Genomic DNA, 14,855 nt, shown 5'->3' with positions numbered 1-14,855 from the left:
AACCCACTACCTCAGCCGTTGGGCCCTACTGTCGCAACGATGGTCACTTGCTTGTTGTCCGGAATTTCCTGGTAGGCCAAGACATGCAGACTTGGCACCGCCAGTCGTCCAAACCGCGAAAGCATCGCGCGAACCGGTCCAGCTACCAGCAGGATCACCGGCTGCCCTTGCATTTCCTGGCGCTGGGCGGCGTCGATCAACGAACGCTGGAGTTTCTCAGCCATGCTCGGCTCCAGAAGAACGCCTTCTTCCGAGCCTTGTCCGGCCTTCTGCAGACTATTGAGCAATATCTGTTCCAACCTTGGCTCCAAGGTGATCACAGGCAGCTCGGACTCAAGCCCCACAATGCTTTGGACGATTGCGCGGGACAATCCGACGCGAACCGCGGCAACCATAGCGGCAGTATCTTGACTCTTGCTGGCATTGTTGGCGATCGCTTCGGCAATGCTGCGGATATCCCGGACCGGCACGTGTTCGGCGAGCAGGGCTTGCAGCACCTTGAGCAGATGCGACAGGGAAATGATCCCCGGCACCAGCTCTTCGGCCAGTTTCGGCGAGCCCTTGGCCAGCAACTGCATGAGTTGCTGGACTTCCTCGTGGCCGATCAGTTCGCTGGAGTGCTTGTAGAGAATCTGGTTGAGGTGCGTCGCCACCACGGTACTGGCGTCGACCACGGTATACCCCAGGGACTGCGCCTGGGACCGCTGGCTGACCTCGATCCAGACCGCTTCCAGGCCGAAGGCCGGGTCTTTGGCGGTGATCCCGTTGAGGGGACCGTAGACCTGCCCCGGGTTGATCGCCAGTTCGCGATCCGGGTAGATCTCGGCTTCGGCCAGGGTCACGCCCATCAGGGTCAGGCGGTAGGCGCTGGGTGCCAGGTCGAGGTTGTCACGAATATGCACCGTGGGCATCAGGAAGCCGAGGTCCTGGGAGAGCTTCTTGCGCACCCCCTTGATCCGCGCCAGCAACTGCCCGCCCTGGTTGCGGTCCACCAGCGGAATCAGGCGATAACCGACTTCCAGGCCGATCATGTCGATGGGGCTCACGTCATCCCAACCCAGCTCCTTGGTTTCCTGGGTTCGCGCCGGCGACGGCAGCAGCTCCTGCTGGCGCTGGACTTCGGCCAGGGCCTGGACCTTGGCGACGTTCTGTTTTTTCCAGACCAGATAGGCGATGCCACCGGCGACGGCCGCCAGGCTGATAAAGGAAAAGTGCGGCATGCCCGGCACCAGGCCCATCACCGCCATCAGGCCGGCGGCGACACCGAGGGCCTTGGGGGAGGCGAACATCTGCCGGCTGATCTGCTTGCCCATGTCTTCCGAGCCGGAAGCCCGGGTCACCATGATCGCCGCCGCTGTGGATAACAACAGTGATGGCAATTGCGCCACCAAACCGTCACCGATGGTCAGCAGGGCGTAGACCTTGCCGGCGTCGGCAAAACTCATATGGTGCTGGAAGATCCCGACCGCCATGCCGCCGATCAGGTTGATGAACAGAATCAGCAGGCCGGCGACGGCGTCACCGCGGACGAACTTGCTGGCACCGTCCATGGAACCGTAGAACTCGGCTTCCTGGGCGACTTCCAGGCGGCGCAGCTTGGCCTGTGGCTGATCGATCAGGCCGGCGTTGAGGTCGGCGTCGATCGCCATCTGCTTGCCGGGCATCGCATCGAGGGTGAAACGCGCGCTCACCTCGGAAATCCGTCCGGCGCCTTTGGTGACCACGACGAAGTTGATGATCATCAAGATCGCGAAGACCACGATACCGACCACGTAGTTGCCGCCGATCACCACCTCGCCGAAGGCCTGGATCACCTTACCGGCGGAGGCATGACCTTCCTGGCCGTGGAGCATGACCACCCGGGTCGACGCCACGTTCAGCGCCAGGCGCAGCAGCGTGGCGATCAGCAGGATGGTCGGGAATACCGCGAAATCCAGCGGTCGCAGGGCGTAGACGCAGACCAGCAGGACGACAATCGACAGGGCAATGTTGAAGGTGAAGAACACGTCCAGCAGAAACGCCGGCACCGGCAACATCATCATCGCCAGCATGATCAACAGCAGCACCGGCACACCGAGGTTGCCGCGGCCGAGGCTGCTCAGGTTGCTGCGCGCCGAGTTGAGAAGTTGAGAGCGATCCACCGGTATTCCTCGTCACCTTGAAGCAAACTTTTGACGCCGGGAGCGTCATAGGCCTGCCACTGCAAGAAGCCTTCCAACTTTTGCAGTCCAAGGTAACGAGCCGCCTCGAACCAGGGGTTCTACTGGGCGACCCGGATGTCGTTCGCGGTCAACTTGCCAAACTGCAGATCACTCCCTTTCACGTACAGGATCCCGTGATTCAACCAGGCATCCTCGACCTTGACCTGGTCTTCATGGAAATACCCCAGAACGACAATCGCCGTCGGGGCACGCGAAAGCAGGTCATGCCCCAGCATCAAATTGAGTGCCCACTGAAATTCGATGATGGGCAAATCGGCAATGACGATCCGGCGCTTGCGGTCGCTCCAGCGGAAGTCCTGCTGGACCGTGATAAAGACATCATCGTCGAAAAACTCGAAAACCGGCTTGCCGTAACGCCTCGAAAGCCCATTGGCGGACCAATCACTCATATAGTCATTCGGATTGCTGAATACCCCGCAGAGTTGCTCGAATGAACGAATACTTCCCGCATTGCCGGAAAAGTAATTGTACGAATAGTGATAGGCCAGACCGGCCAACTCGGGACGGATGGCGTTGATAGGAGCATCGAGGTAACCCGGAATATGGGTGTTGGCTGCTTCTTTGAAACGTTCAAAATCCAGTAACAACCTGAAAGTGATCGAATAGCCGATCGCACCGATTTCAGGTTTGTCCTCCAACCTGCCCGATACAAATAGCAACCCCATCCCTTCCAGCCGCTCATATTGCTCGTTGCTCATGATCGTTCGCTCCCATGATGGCCATCCCTGAGAAGAATGAAACCTCCATGGAGCCTATGAGGCGCCAGGCAAACGAACGCGGTCTACTGTCAGAATTGACAGTTTTATGCAAAAAGTACTGCCACTGGTCGTGCCGCCGAGACAAGAGCTGGCGCAGGGTGCGCAACGCAGAAGACGTGCAGCCAAAAAAACCACTCTGATAGCCTCATCCCCGCCCTATTGCCGCTTTAGTTAAAAACAATCCAATAAACCACACTCTTAGTACAACTCAACATAAAAAACTGTCAGTTCTGACAGTTCACGAGAAATCTTTCCCGCCCCTATCATCGTTATGCAACACGGAATGACAAGCACACATCGAATATCCACCATCGCGGGGGTTAGCTTGCCCCTACCCCTCCAAACTCAACGGATGCAGATTCATCCAAACAAAGAGAGACATCCTCATGAAAGGACCCACTCAAAACTTAACTGCTCCTGGAAGCATAGATAGTGAATTTGGATTTCTAGGCTCGTTCTCTGACTTCAGGGCGGGCACTCTGCTCATGAGCATCGCTGGTCTGCGCCCCCGCGGAGAAATACTCTTTGTCGGGACGCATCTGGAAAACAACCAACTGAGTTTTCAACTGGCGCAACTCACCGATCTGGGACGCCTTGATCCGTCTTTTGGCCCAGATGGCACCGGCAGCCTCCTCGGCGTATTCAAAACAGGAAGCGAGGCCACCGCCACCGGGGCTCAGATACTCAAGGATGGCAAAATACTCTTGGCCGGCCATCACCGTTCATTCGCAGGAGAGTCCCGAATTGCACTGGCACGCTTCCTGGAAAATGGGGCGCCTGACGAAAGTTTTGGCAATAAGGGCAGCGTTATTCTCCCTCGTCTCACCGACGCGCCACCCAACCTCCCCCAGGACCACCTTTCCACCCTGAGAAACCGCAGAACGCTGCTGAGCCACCCCAGGTCAAATATCGTTGTGGACCCCGATGAAAAAATTATCATCGGACAAAACGCGCTTCTGCTGAGGCTGGAAAAAAACGGAGAGATCGACCATAGCTTTAACCAGACCGGTCATCTTAATCCTAATACCGTCATCAACGCGGTTGCTGTGTCGGCCGATCGAAAAATCACCATCGCGGGAGTGGATAGCGAAGGGGCCAACTTGGCACGCTTCAATGTCGATGGATCTCCAGACCTCGACTTCGGGCACGGCGGCAGGACTTCATTCGGCGTAGGTTATCCTTCAGCCGCCATAAGCCTGTCCCTACATGATGACGGGCGTATATTCGCAACCGGTGTGTCAGACATGGATCCCGGCGATATATGGGGAGCAGGGCTCAGGGGATTGCTCGCGGCATTCACCGCCAATGGTCGCCTGGATCCGGCATTTAATAATGGCGCGCCCCTGGTGAGCGACTTTGGCATTACAGACGGCATGGGCTGGTTTGATATAGGCGGTACACCCGATGAAATAGTTGTCGTGGGTTATGCAGGTTTGCTGTCAAGGGAGAGCGGCCTTATCGCACGCTATCTGGCCAATGGTAATCTCGACACCAACTTTGGCAATGGATCAGGATACGTCAGACGATTTTTTCCAGGCTCACGCGGTGTATGGGAGTCAGTGATCGTCCAGCCGGACAAAGGCATCGTAGTTACGGGTGATACCCCGAGGAACGTCGTCTCCCGCTACCTCGGAACATAGGCCAGGCGGCCCGGAGGCTCGGTGTTTGTCGGGCCTGTTCAGGAATCGCGGCGTAAATCCGGCGGAATCGGCAGGTCGCCCTTGAGCGGGTCCGGGCGCTTGCCCTTGCCGGCACGGTACTGGCGGATCTGGAAGACGTACGCCAGCACTTGTGCCACCGCCAGGTACAGGCCCGCCGGAATCTCCTGATCCAACTCGGTGGAGTAGTAGATCGAACGCGCCAGGGCCGGCGATTCAAGCAGCAGGACGTCGTGTTCGACGGCGATCTCGCGGATCTTCAAGGCCAGGAAGTCACTGCCCTTGGCCAGCAACACCGGCGCCCCGCCCTTCTCCGCGTCGTATTTGAGCGCCACGGCATAGTGGGTCGGGTTGGTGATGACCACATCCGCCTCGGGAATCGCCGCCATCATCCGCCGCTGGGACATTTCGCGCTGCAACTGGCGAATCCGCTGCTTGACCTCCGGCCGCCCCTCCTGGTCCTTGTGTTCGTCACGTATTTCCTGCTTGGTCATCAACAGTCGCTGGCGGGCGGTATAGAGCTGCACCGGGACATCCACCGCGGCAATGATCAACAGCCCCAGGGACATCCACAAGGTACTCCAGCCCACCAGTTGCAGGCTGTGGATGACCGCCGACTCCAGCGGTTCATGGGCGATCCGTACCAGGTCGTCGATATCCGAGGACAACACCGACAGCCCGACGAACAGAATGATGGTGAACTTGCCGACCGCCTTGAGCAGCTCCATCACCGACTTGGCCGAGAACATCCGCTTGATCCCCGGGAAGGGGTTCATCCGACTGAACTTCGGTGCCAGGGTGCCGGGCGAGAACAACCACCCGCCGAGGGCGATCGGCCCGATCAGGGCGGCGGCCAGGGCGGTCAGCAGGATCGGCTGCACGGCCCAGATAGCCATTTCCCCGGAGCGCATGAGAAAAATCCCCATGTAGCGCTGGTCGAGCACCACTTCCCGGCTCAGGGTGAAATTCATGCGCATCAACTCGGCCAGATCCTGGGCCAGGGCGCCGCCGAACACCAGCAGCGCGCCGGCACCGGCCATCATCACGGCAAAGGTATTGAGTTCCTTGGAGCGGGCAACCTCACCCTTCTCCCGGGCATCTTTTTTCTTTTTGTCCGTGGGGTCTTCTGTCTTGTCCTGGCCGCTCTCGCTCTCTGCCATGGTTCAGCGCACCCGTGCCAGTCCACGTAAAAACTGCAGGGCCTCATCGGCTAGCGGTTGATACTGGTTGAGAATATCGCCCAGGCTGATCCAGAGAATGATCATCCCCAGCACCAGGATCAGCGGAAAACCAATGGAGAAGATGTTCAGCTGCGGCGCGGCACGGGTCATGATGCCGAACGCGATGTTCACCACCAGCAACGCGGTGATCGCCGGCAGCACCAGCACCAACGCCGCCCCGAGCACCCAGCCGAGCTTGCCGGAGATTTCCCACAAATCCGTGGTCGACAGCCCGCTGCCCACCGGAAAGGTGGTGAAACTCTCAGTCAGCACTTCGATGACCACCAGATGACCGTTCATGGCCAGGAACATCAGCGTCACCAGCATGGTGAAGAACTGCCCGATCACCGCCGCCGAGACACCGTTGACCGGGTCGACCATGGACGCGAAGCCCATGCCCATCTGGATCGCGATGATCTGTCCGGCCACCACGAAGGCCTGGAAAAACAACTGCAGGGAAAAACCGAGCAAGGCACCGAAAATGATCTGCTCGGCGATCAGCAGCAACCCGCTCAGGTCCAGCGGATGCACCTCGGGCATCGGCGGCAGGCCGGGGGCGATGACCACCGTGATTGCCAGGATGAAATACATGCGGATCCGGCGCGGCAACAGGGTGGTCCCGAAGACCGGCATGGTCATGATCACCGCGCCGACCCGGAACGCCGGCAGCATGAAGCTCGCGACCCAGCTGCTGATCTGCGTGTCGGTCAGCGCGAGCAGCGACATATCAGCCGATGACCTGCGGAATGCTGCCGTACAGCGACAGGATGTACTCCATGAACTTCTGCACCAGCCAAGGCCCGGCGACAATCAGGGTGACCAGCATCACCAGCATGCGCGGCAGGAAGCTCAGGGTCTGTTCGTTGATCTGGGTGGCGGCCTGGAATATCGCCACAATCAAGCCCACCACCAGGCTCGGGATCACCAGCACGGCGACCATCAGGGTGGTCAGCCAGAGGGCATCACGGAATATGTCGACTGCGACTTCAGGAGTCATTACACATCACTCGCTCTAGACACCGCCAAAACTGCTGGCCAGGGTACCGATGATCAAGGCCCAGCCATCCACCAGCACGAACAACATGATCTTGAACGGCAGGGAAATAATCAGTGGCGACAGCATCATCATCCCCATGGCCATCAGCACACTGGCCACCACCAGGTCGATGATCAGGAAGGGAATGAAGATCATGAAGCCGATCTGGAACGCGGTCTTCAATTCCGAGGTGATGAAGGCCGGCACGATAATGGTCAGCGGCGCCTGGTCGGGGGTGGCGATGTCGGTGCGCTTGGACAGGCGCATGAACAGCTCCAGGTCACTGGTGCGGATCTGCGCCAGCATGAACTCCTTGATCGGCACTTCGGCCTTGAGCACCGCATCCTGGGCCGTCATCTTGTCGGCCAGGTAGGGCTGCAGGGCGTCATGGTTCACCTTGTCGTAGACCGGCGCCATGATGAACATGGTCAGGAACAGCGCCATGCCGGTGAGGATCTGGTTCGACGGCGTCGACTGCAGGCCCAGGGCCTGGCGCAGGATCGAGAAGACAATGATGATCCGGGTGAAACTGGTCATCAGCATGACGAACGCCGGGATAAAGCTCAGCGCCGTCATGATCAGCAGGATTTGCAGGTTGACCGAGTATTCCTGCTGGCCGTTGGCCCCGGTGCCGAGGGTGATCGCCGGGATCGACAATGGATCGGCCGCCAGCGCCAGAGGCGCCGCCAGCAGCAAGGCCAACGTCAAGACAAACCGCAAAGCACCCATCACTTCTTATCCTTACCCAGCAATTCCATCAGGCGCTGAGCGAATTCAGGCGTGGCCTGTTCGCCGCTCGGCACCTGGACCGGTTCCTTGAGCACATGCAGCGGGGTGATGGTGCCCGGCGACAGCCCGAGCAGGATCTGCTCGTTGCCGACCTGCACCAGCACCAGACGGTCACGCGGCCCGAGGGCACGCGAGCCGATCAGTTCGATGACCTGCCGCCCCTTCGCCCCCGGCCCGACCTGTTGCATACGGCGCAGCAGCCAGGCGAGGACAAAGATGATCCCCAGCACCAGCAGCAAGCCGAGCACCAGTTGCGTCAGTTGCCCGGCCATGCTGCCGGGCGTACTCGGCGTGGCCGCTGTCGCCGTGGCCAGCGGTTCGGCCGCCCAGGCACTGAGCGGCGACAGCAGCAGGATGCCGAGAAGCCTGTTCATTCAGCGCAACTTCTTGATGCGTTCGCTCGGGCTGATCACGTCGGTCAGACGGATACCGAACTTTTCGTTGACCACCACCACTTCACCGTGGGCGATCAGCGTGCCATTGACCAGCACGTCCAACGGCTCGCCGGCCAGGCGATCGAGTTCGATCACCGACCCCTGGTTCAATTGCAGCAGGTTGCGGATATTGATATCGGTGCTGCCGACTTCCATGGAAATCGACACCGGAATATCGAGGATCACTTCCAGGTTCGGACCGTCCAGGGTCACCGGGTCGTTGTTCTTCGGCACGCTGCCGAACTCTTCCATGGGCAGGCGGCTGCCGCCCGACGAATTGCCGGAGTCGGCCGCCAGCAAGGCATCGATATCGGACTGGCCGGCATCGCCGGTTTCTTCCAGGGCAGCCGCCCATTCGTCGGCCAGGGCCTGGTCGTCGGCGGAAGTCATATCGTTATCATTAGCCATCAGTTGTCCTCGGCAAGCAGAAATTCAGTTAACACAGCGCATTCCTGATCGACGCCCTAGCGGCGCCCGATCGCCTCAATCACTTGCAGCGCCAGGTTGCCCTTGTGGGAACCGAGCTTGACCTTGAACGACGGCACGCCATTGGCGCGCATCACCATCTCTTCCGGCAGTTCCACCGGAATCACATCACCCGGCTGCATGTGCAGGATGTCCCGCAGGCGCAACTGGCGACGGGCGACCGTAGCGCTGAGCGGCACGGCCACATCGAGCACGTCTTCGCGCAGGGCCTTGACCCAGCGCTCGTCCTGGTCGTCCAGGTCCGATTGGAAACCGGCGTCGAGCATTTCCCGCACCGGCTCGATCATCGAGTACGGCATGGTCACGTGCAGGTCGCCGCCGCCACCGTCGAGTTCGATATGGAAGGTCGAGACCACCACCGCTTCGCTGGGACCGACGATGTTGGCCATGGCCGGGTTCACTTCCGAGTTGATGTACTCGAAATTGACTTCCATGATCGCCTGCCAGGCTTCCTTGAGGTCGATGAATGCCTGCTCCAGCACCATGCGTACCACCCGCAGTTCAGTGGGGGTGAATTCACGGCCTTCGATCTTGGCGTGGCGACCGTCGCCACCGAAAAAGTTGTCCACCAGCTTGAACACCAGCTTGGCGTCGAGAATGAACAGCGCGGTGCCGCGCAACGGCTTGATCTTCACCAGGTTGAGGCTGGTGGGAACATAGAGCGAGTGCACGTATTCGCCGAACTTCATCACCTGGACGCCGCCGACCGCCACGTCGGCGGAACGGCGCAGCATGTTGAACATGCTGATGCGGGTGTAGCGGGCGAAACGTTCGTTGATCATTTCCAGGGTCGGCATGCGTCCGCGGACGATGCGATCCTGGCTGGTCAGGTCGTAACTTTTGACACTGCCGGGCTCGGCAGCGGTTTCGGTCTGTACCAGACCGTCATCGACGCCATGCAAGAGGGCGTCGATCTCATCCTGGGACAGCAGATCCTGCACGGCCATGTCGTGATCCTACTGCAATACGTAGTTAGTGAAGAGCAGCTGTTCGACCACCACTTTGCCGACTTCCTTCTGCGCCACTTCCTGCACGCTGGCAGTGGCTTTCTGGCGCAGCAGTTCCTGACCGACCGGGGTCGCGAGGGTTTCGTAGGTCTGGCCGGAGAACAGCATCACCAGGTTGTTGCGGATCACCGGCATGTGCACCTTGAGGGCATCCAGGTCGGCCTGGTTACGCGCCAGCAAGGTGATGCTCACCTGCATGTAGCGCTGGCGGCCGCTGGCGTCCTTGAAGTTGGTGACAAAGGCCGGGGCCATGGGCTCGTAGATCGCCGGCTGTTTGCCGCTGGGGGCAGCTTCGGCCACTGCCGGTGCCGGCTTGCTCTGGGCACTGTGCATGAAATACCAGGTCGCACCCACCGACAGGCCGATGGCCAGCAGCACGCCCAGCACAATGACGATGATCAGCTTGAGTTTGCTTTTACTGCCGGGTTCTTTTACCGCTGCTTCGCTCTTCGCCATGCCAATAATCCGTCACTATTCGATTTTTCATAGTCGCACGGCAAGGCTGGAGCAAGTGTTATGCCAGATCGGGCATGAGGGAAGTACTGTCTTCGAAATACAGCGGAACCTGTAGGAGCAGGGCTTGTCGGGACGCCGTAGCGCCGCGATGAGGCCCTTGAGACCGCCAAAAGCTTCGCTGGCAAGCCATGCTCCTACAGTACCGTGTGCAGCCGAAAAATGGATGCACACCGAAAGCCCCGGGATCAGGCGTAATAGTCGACCGCGCTGGACCCCACTACCACGCTGGTGCTGGCGGCAGCGGCGGCTTCGCTGACCGCGGCAACCGACAGGTCATCCTCGCTGTCGCCACTGAGGCTAGCGCCACTGCCGCTACCTCTGTGCGCCTGCTGCTGTTGCTGCTGCGCGCCCTGGCCCTGGCCGGCCCAGCCACGGGCCTGGTCGGAAACCGTGACGTCGGCCTGCCCCAGACCTTGCTGTTGCAGCATGTCCCGCAGGCGCGGCATGTTGCCTTCAAGGGCATCGCGCACCCCGGCGTGGGCGCTGATGAAGCTGATCTGCGTCGGCTGGTCGGCGGACATGTTCACCTTGATATCCAGGCGCCCCAGTTCGGCGGGCTGCAACTGGATCTCCGCCGACTTGAGGTTGGCGCTGGAGAGGTACATGACCCGATTGACCACTTCTTCGCTCCAACCGCTCTGGTGCATCGCCAACGGCTGGTTGGCCGGCAGTGCATTCGCGGTCTTGGGCGTGGCCGCCTGGGTCAGCGCCGCCAGGCGATTGGCGAAGTCGTCGACCCGGGTATCGCTGGAGGCGCTCTTGATATCCTTGAGACCGTCATCGATCAGGGCCTTGAAGGATTTGTCGCCGCCCTGGTCGCTGCTGCCCGGATCGGTCTTCTGATCCAGCATCGTCACGACGTTATTGGCCTGGTTCTGCGCCAGCGTCGAATCGGTGGCATCGGTGTTGTCGGTGGATTTCGCAGTAGCCTGGCTGCCACTCGATACGTGACCGCCCTGCTCCATGGCCAGGCGTACCGCCGGCAGATTGTCCAACGGGTCGGCGGCCGGATCGAAATCATCGCCAGCGGCGGGGGTTGTCGCGGCAGCCGGTTTGGCCGCGGCGCTGACCGCTGCCGCCACCGGCGCCTGGACCAGGGCCGGGTCGACCGGCGTTGCCGGAGCCGGAGCCGGAGCCGGAGCCGGAGCCTGGGTCGCCGCGGCAGCGGCCGCCTGGAGCAGAGCCGGATCAACGGCCGGGTCCGGCGTCGCTACGGCGACCGGGGTATCGGTCGCCGTGGTGTCGGTACCGTCGCTGGAAGCGGTCTTGTCATCGGGCTTCGAAGTATCGCTCGATGTCGTCGTACCGTCGGCCGCGGTCTTGTCAGAGGCGCCCTTGTCATCGGCGGACGCTGTCTTGCCATCCACCTTGGTCGTTTTGTCGGCAGGCAAGGATTTGCCGCTACCGGCAACCGATGACTGCGCGGAGGCATTCGGGTTGTCGGCCTTGCTGGCCGGTGCGTCCGGCTTGGCCGGCGCCACGGGGGCCTTCTCCGCCATCGACTTGAGCGGATTGAAGGCGACCTTCACCGGATTGCTCTGGGTGTTCTGGTAGACCTGCGCAAAGCTGAAAGCATTGTCCTTGGGCGGTGCGACAACGCTCGGCGCAGGAATGACAGGGTCCGCCTGCGGCTTGACGGCAGCGTTGGCCTGGAGGAGCGAATTAGGGACGAGTGACATGGATACGGTCTCCGCTGCACAAGGATCGTAAGTACAGTGCAGGAAGCAACAGCAAGGTTCGGGCCATCTTTGCCCGACCGACTCGGATGCTCCCCTTAACGGGGCTAGGGCCGGACCGGAAAGCGCTCGCGCTCGCTTTCGTAAAAACGCCGCACCACTTCATATTCACGGTCGATCTGGTTGATCAGCTCTTCGACACCGACCCGCGGCGATTGCGCGGCCAACTGCTCCAGCTGCCGGCAAAGTTCGGCCAGGCGCAACGCGCCCATGTTGCTGCTGCTGCCCTTGAAACTGTGGGCCGCCGCGCCGAGATCCACAGCATTGCTCGCCTGGTGCAATTGCCCCAGGCGTTTGCTCGAATCCTCGAGAAAGGTATCCAGCAACAGCGGATACTCATCCTCCATGATGTCCTGCAATGCACTGAGTGCATCGCGGTCCAGATGTTCCATATCGTTGTTCACTTGATCGCTCCCTGCTCCACACACGCGAATTATGCCTGAGCCTCCCACGAAAACTCCACGTGGGCGCTGCGCCCGCCGTCCGACCAGCAGGCATTGCGGCCGAGCTGGCGCACCAGCCCCACACCACGCCCCGACAGCCGTTCGGCCCCCACGGGACGCTCCATCACACGGGTCACGTCAAAACCCTTGCCGCTGTCATCGACCTGTATGCTCAACCGACCGCCCTCGCCCTGCGGGATCACCTGCAGGCGTACACGGACGAAGCCCTCCTCCAGTTCGAGCAGTCGCCGATTGCGTTGCTCATAGTATTGCGCAAATCCCTGCACATCGCGCTTGAGGCTCGAATCCAGGCCGAGGACACCATGTTCCAGGGCGTTGGAGTAGAGCTCGGCGAGAACGCTGTAGAGCGCCCCGCTCTGGGTGCGCAGGCCATGCACCTCCATCAGCAGTTGCAGCATGTACGGCAACGGATTGAAGCGTTTGAGGGTGGCCGCGCGAAATTCGAAGCTCACCGACCAGTCCAGTGGGCAGGACTCGCCGCTGTCGGAGTAGATCATGGCGTTCGGCAACTGCTGCGTCGGTGCCGGCAAACTGACCTGGACCATGCTCACATCATCGCGGGCCTCGCCGCGAAAGCGATGCAAGGCGTCCTGGATATCCTCGAACAGGCGATCCGGCTCCCGATTGGCGGCGAAGACTTCCTGCAGGCGCTCGACGCCGAACAACTGCTCGTCGCTGTTGCAGGTATCGATCACCCCGTCGGAGAGCAGAAATACCCGATCGCCCTGGGCCATGGGGTAGACGTCGGTGCGGTGGTCGAACGACTCGGCCCCCAGCACCCCCAACGGCAGGTTCCGCGCCACCAGCGGCTGGCGCTCTCCCGTGGCGACCCGATGCAGGTAGCCGTCCGGCATGCCGCCATTCCACACCTCCACCACCTGGCGCTGCGAGCTCAGGCAGAGAAAGGTCGCGCAGCAGAACATGTCCACCGGCAGGATGCGCTTGAGCTTGGCATTCATCTCCCGCAGGGTTTCCGCCAGGCCATAGCCCTTGGCGGTCATGCCGTAGAAGACTTCCGCCAGCGGCATCGCCCCGACCGCCGCCGGCAGGCCATGGCCGGTGAAGTCGCCGAGCAGCACGTGCATGTCACCGGCCGGGGTATAGGCCGCCAGCAACAGGTCACCGTTGAACAGCGCATAAGGCGATTGCATATAGCGGATATTCGGCGCGTTCAGGCAGCCGGCGTGAGCCACCTTGTCGAACACCGCCTTGGCCACCCGCTGCTCGTTGAGCAGGTAGTCATGGTGCCGGGCAATGAGGTCGCGCTGTTGCAGAACAGTATCCTGAAGGCGCCGGAGACGGTCCATGGCCTTGATCTTGGCCCCGAGGATCACCTGGTTGTAGGGTTTTTCCAGAAAGTCGTCGCCGCCAGCCTCCAGGCAACGCACCAGCCCATCGACTTCGGTCATGGAGGTGAGGAAGATGATCGGCACCAGCGACTCGCCGGCCAGCAACTTGATCCGCCGCGCCGCTTCGAAACCGTCCATCACCGGCATCATCGCGTCCATCAGCACCAATTGCGGCCGCTGCGCCTCGAACAGGGCCACCGCCTCGGCGCCATTGCTGGCGGTCAGCACTCCGTGGCCCTGACGCCTGACGATGCTCGAGAGCAATAAACGATCGGCCGCACCATCCTCGGCGATCAGTACCGTCAGCGACTCCGCTCCCGGCTGCATGCAAGGTCAGCCGATATCGAAGAGTTTGTCGAAATTGGAGATGGCGAGGATCTTGCGCACGTCCGAGTTGCTGTTGATCACCCGTACATCGGAATGATCACCACCGGCGTGATCGCGCAACAAGAGCAACATGCCCAGCGCGGAGCTGTCCAGATAGGTCGCCTCTTTCAGATCGACCACAATGGACGACGGTTTCTTGGCAAGTCCCTCGTAAGACTCACGAAATTCCTGATGCCGGCCAAAATCGAAACGCCCCTTGATCGAGATCGTCAATTTTGCGCCATCGGGCGATACTTCTGCGACTACAGCCATGATCCTGCTTCCTTGTCAGTGGCGACGTGTACAAGGTTTAGCACCCCACCGAGGGTAGGGCAACCGTGAGCGTCAAAAATCCTGCAGATCAATACGGACTCTGCCGGGGCAAACGCTGGGACAGCTCATCCAGCAACTTCTGTTCACGCTTGTCTTCCAGATGGCGCGCCTCGTCGACATAACGTTGCACCAGCTTGCGCAAGCCTTCGACCCGGGCGTAGGCCTGCTGCCAGGCTTCGCGCGCCTTGTCGAGATTGTTCTGGTGCCAGGCCAGGCTCTGGCGCTGCTGGCCGACCGCGGTATCCAACTGGGTGAGGAACTGCTGGTAGCCCAGCAGCCACTGACCGGAGACCCCAAGGCTGCCACGCTGGATCCACTGCTCCTGGTATTCGAGACGAAAACGCTCGAGATCCTCCAGCTTGTTTTGCGCCACCCGCACCTGCCCCTGGAAATAGCCGAGACGCTGGACCGCGGTACGCTCGGTACTTTCGGCCATATCGACCACCGGGGCCAGGCGCGCGGCACGGCTCAGGGCCATGAT

16 protein-coding genes are annotated in these 14,855 nt (G+C 60.8%); 1 reads left to right on the top strand and 15 read right to left on the bottom strand.

Annotation, left to right across the window (positions count from 1 at the left end; genetic code table 11):
- Positions 1 to 11: 11 nt before the first annotated feature.
- Together flhA and M5B42_RS00295 are read right to left on the bottom strand one after the other, a co-directional pair.
- Positions 12 to 2,141, bottom strand: coding sequence for a flagellar biosynthesis protein FlhA (flhA, locus tag M5B42_RS00300; RefSeq protein ID WP_177100135.1), 2,130 nt, complete (start codon positions 2,139 to 2,141; stop codon positions 12 to 14).
- A 119-nt stretch (positions 2,142 to 2,260) separates the two neighbouring features.
- The gene (locus M5B42_RS00295) at positions 2,261 to 2,920 is read right to left on the bottom strand and encodes a hypothetical protein (protein WP_248744706.1); all 660 of its coding nucleotides are present in this window, start codon (positions 2,918 to 2,920) and stop codon (positions 2,261 to 2,263) included.
- A gap of 446 nt (positions 2,921 to 3,366) precedes the next feature.
- Here M5B42_RS00295 and M5B42_RS00290 point away from each other — a divergent pair, with 446 nt between their 5' ends.
- The gene (locus M5B42_RS00290) at positions 3,367 to 4,620 is read left to right on the top strand and encodes a hypothetical protein (RefSeq protein ID WP_248744705.1); all 1,254 of its coding nucleotides are present in this window, start codon (positions 3,367 to 3,369) and stop codon (positions 4,618 to 4,620) included.
- 38 nt (positions 4,621 to 4,658) lie between these two features.
- Here the strand turns inward: M5B42_RS00290 and flhB are convergent, their stop codons facing one another.
- From flhB to fliJ, 13 genes are all read right to left on the bottom strand, one after another.
- On the bottom strand, positions 4,659 to 5,798 hold the full coding sequence (flhB, locus tag M5B42_RS00285; RefSeq protein ID WP_248744704.1) for a flagellar biosynthesis protein FlhB: 1,140 nt from the start codon (positions 5,796 to 5,798) through the stop codon (positions 4,659 to 4,661).
- A gap of 3 nt (positions 5,799 to 5,801) precedes the next feature.
- The gene (gene fliR / locus M5B42_RS00280; RefSeq protein WP_248744703.1) at positions 5,802 to 6,584 is read right to left on the bottom strand and encodes a flagellar biosynthetic protein FliR; all 783 of its coding nucleotides are present in this window, start codon (positions 6,582 to 6,584) and stop codon (positions 5,802 to 5,804) included.
- 1 nt (position 6,585) lies between these two features.
- A complete protein-coding gene (gene fliQ / locus M5B42_RS00275) occupies positions 6,586 to 6,855 on the bottom strand; it encodes a flagellar biosynthesis protein FliQ (RefSeq protein WP_100939027.1) in 270 nt (89 codons plus the stop codon).
- Between the two features lie 15 nt (positions 6,856 to 6,870).
- Positions 6,871 to 7,623 carry a flagellar type III secretion system pore protein FliP gene (gene fliP / locus M5B42_RS00270; RefSeq protein WP_152738523.1) on the bottom strand — a complete coding sequence of 251 codons (753 nt, stop codon included), beginning with the start codon at positions 7,621 to 7,623 and terminating at the stop codon, positions 6,871 to 6,873.
- A complete protein-coding gene (gene fliO, locus M5B42_RS00265) occupies positions 7,623 to 8,057 on the bottom strand; it encodes a flagellar biosynthetic protein FliO (RefSeq protein ID WP_152738520.1) in 435 nt (144 codons plus the stop codon). Before fliO ends, fliP begins: the two co-directional genes overlap by 1 nt.
- The gene (gene fliN, locus M5B42_RS00260; protein WP_103495951.1) at positions 8,058 to 8,525 is read right to left on the bottom strand and encodes a flagellar motor switch protein FliN; all 468 of its coding nucleotides are present in this window, start codon (positions 8,523 to 8,525) and stop codon (positions 8,058 to 8,060) included.
- A gap of 56 nt (positions 8,526 to 8,581) precedes the next feature.
- Positions 8,582 to 9,550 (bottom strand): flagellar motor switch protein FliM, encoded by a 969-nt coding sequence (gene fliM / locus M5B42_RS00255; protein ID WP_103495952.1) that lies wholly within the window; start codon positions 9,548 to 9,550, stop codon positions 8,582 to 8,584.
- A 9-nt stretch (positions 9,551 to 9,559) separates the two neighbouring features.
- Entirely contained in the window at positions 9,560 to 10,066 is a 507-nt protein-coding gene (gene fliL / locus M5B42_RS00250; RefSeq protein WP_103495953.1) for a flagellar basal body-associated protein FliL, read from the bottom strand.
- A gap of 245 nt (positions 10,067 to 10,311) precedes the next feature.
- On the bottom strand, positions 10,312 to 11,805 hold the full coding sequence (locus M5B42_RS00245; protein ID WP_248744702.1) for a flagellar hook-length control protein FliK: 1,494 nt from the start codon (positions 11,803 to 11,805) through the stop codon (positions 10,312 to 10,314).
- Positions 11,806 to 11,909: 104 nt separating this feature from the next.
- A complete protein-coding gene (locus M5B42_RS00240) occupies positions 11,910 to 12,254 on the bottom strand; it encodes an Hpt domain-containing protein (RefSeq protein ID WP_152738612.1) in 345 nt (114 codons plus the stop codon).
- Positions 12,255 to 12,295: 41 nt separating this feature from the next.
- On the bottom strand, positions 12,296 to 14,002 hold the full coding sequence (locus M5B42_RS00235; RefSeq protein WP_248744701.1) for a SpoIIE family protein phosphatase: 1,707 nt from the start codon (positions 14,000 to 14,002) through the stop codon (positions 12,296 to 12,298).
- Between the two features lie 6 nt (positions 14,003 to 14,008).
- Positions 14,009 to 14,314: an STAS domain-containing protein gene (locus tag M5B42_RS00230; RefSeq protein ID WP_040069840.1), complete on the bottom strand. Its 306-nt coding sequence runs from the start codon at positions 14,312 to 14,314 to the stop codon at positions 14,009 to 14,011.
- Positions 14,315 to 14,402: 88 nt separating this feature from the next.
- Entirely contained in the window at positions 14,403 to 14,852 is a 450-nt protein-coding gene (gene fliJ, locus M5B42_RS00225; protein ID WP_103495957.1) for a flagellar export protein FliJ, read from the bottom strand.
- Between the last annotated feature and the right edge of the window lie 3 nt (positions 14,853 to 14,855).

Source organism: Pseudomonas sp. MWU12-2037, assembly GCF_023242345.1.
Taxonomy (GTDB): Bacteria; Pseudomonadota; Gammaproteobacteria; order Pseudomonadales; family Pseudomonadaceae; genus Aquipseudomonas; species Aquipseudomonas gingeri_D.
The sequence above is the reverse complement of the archived record's forward strand: the minus strand, read 5'-3'. Positions and strand labels throughout refer to the sequence as shown.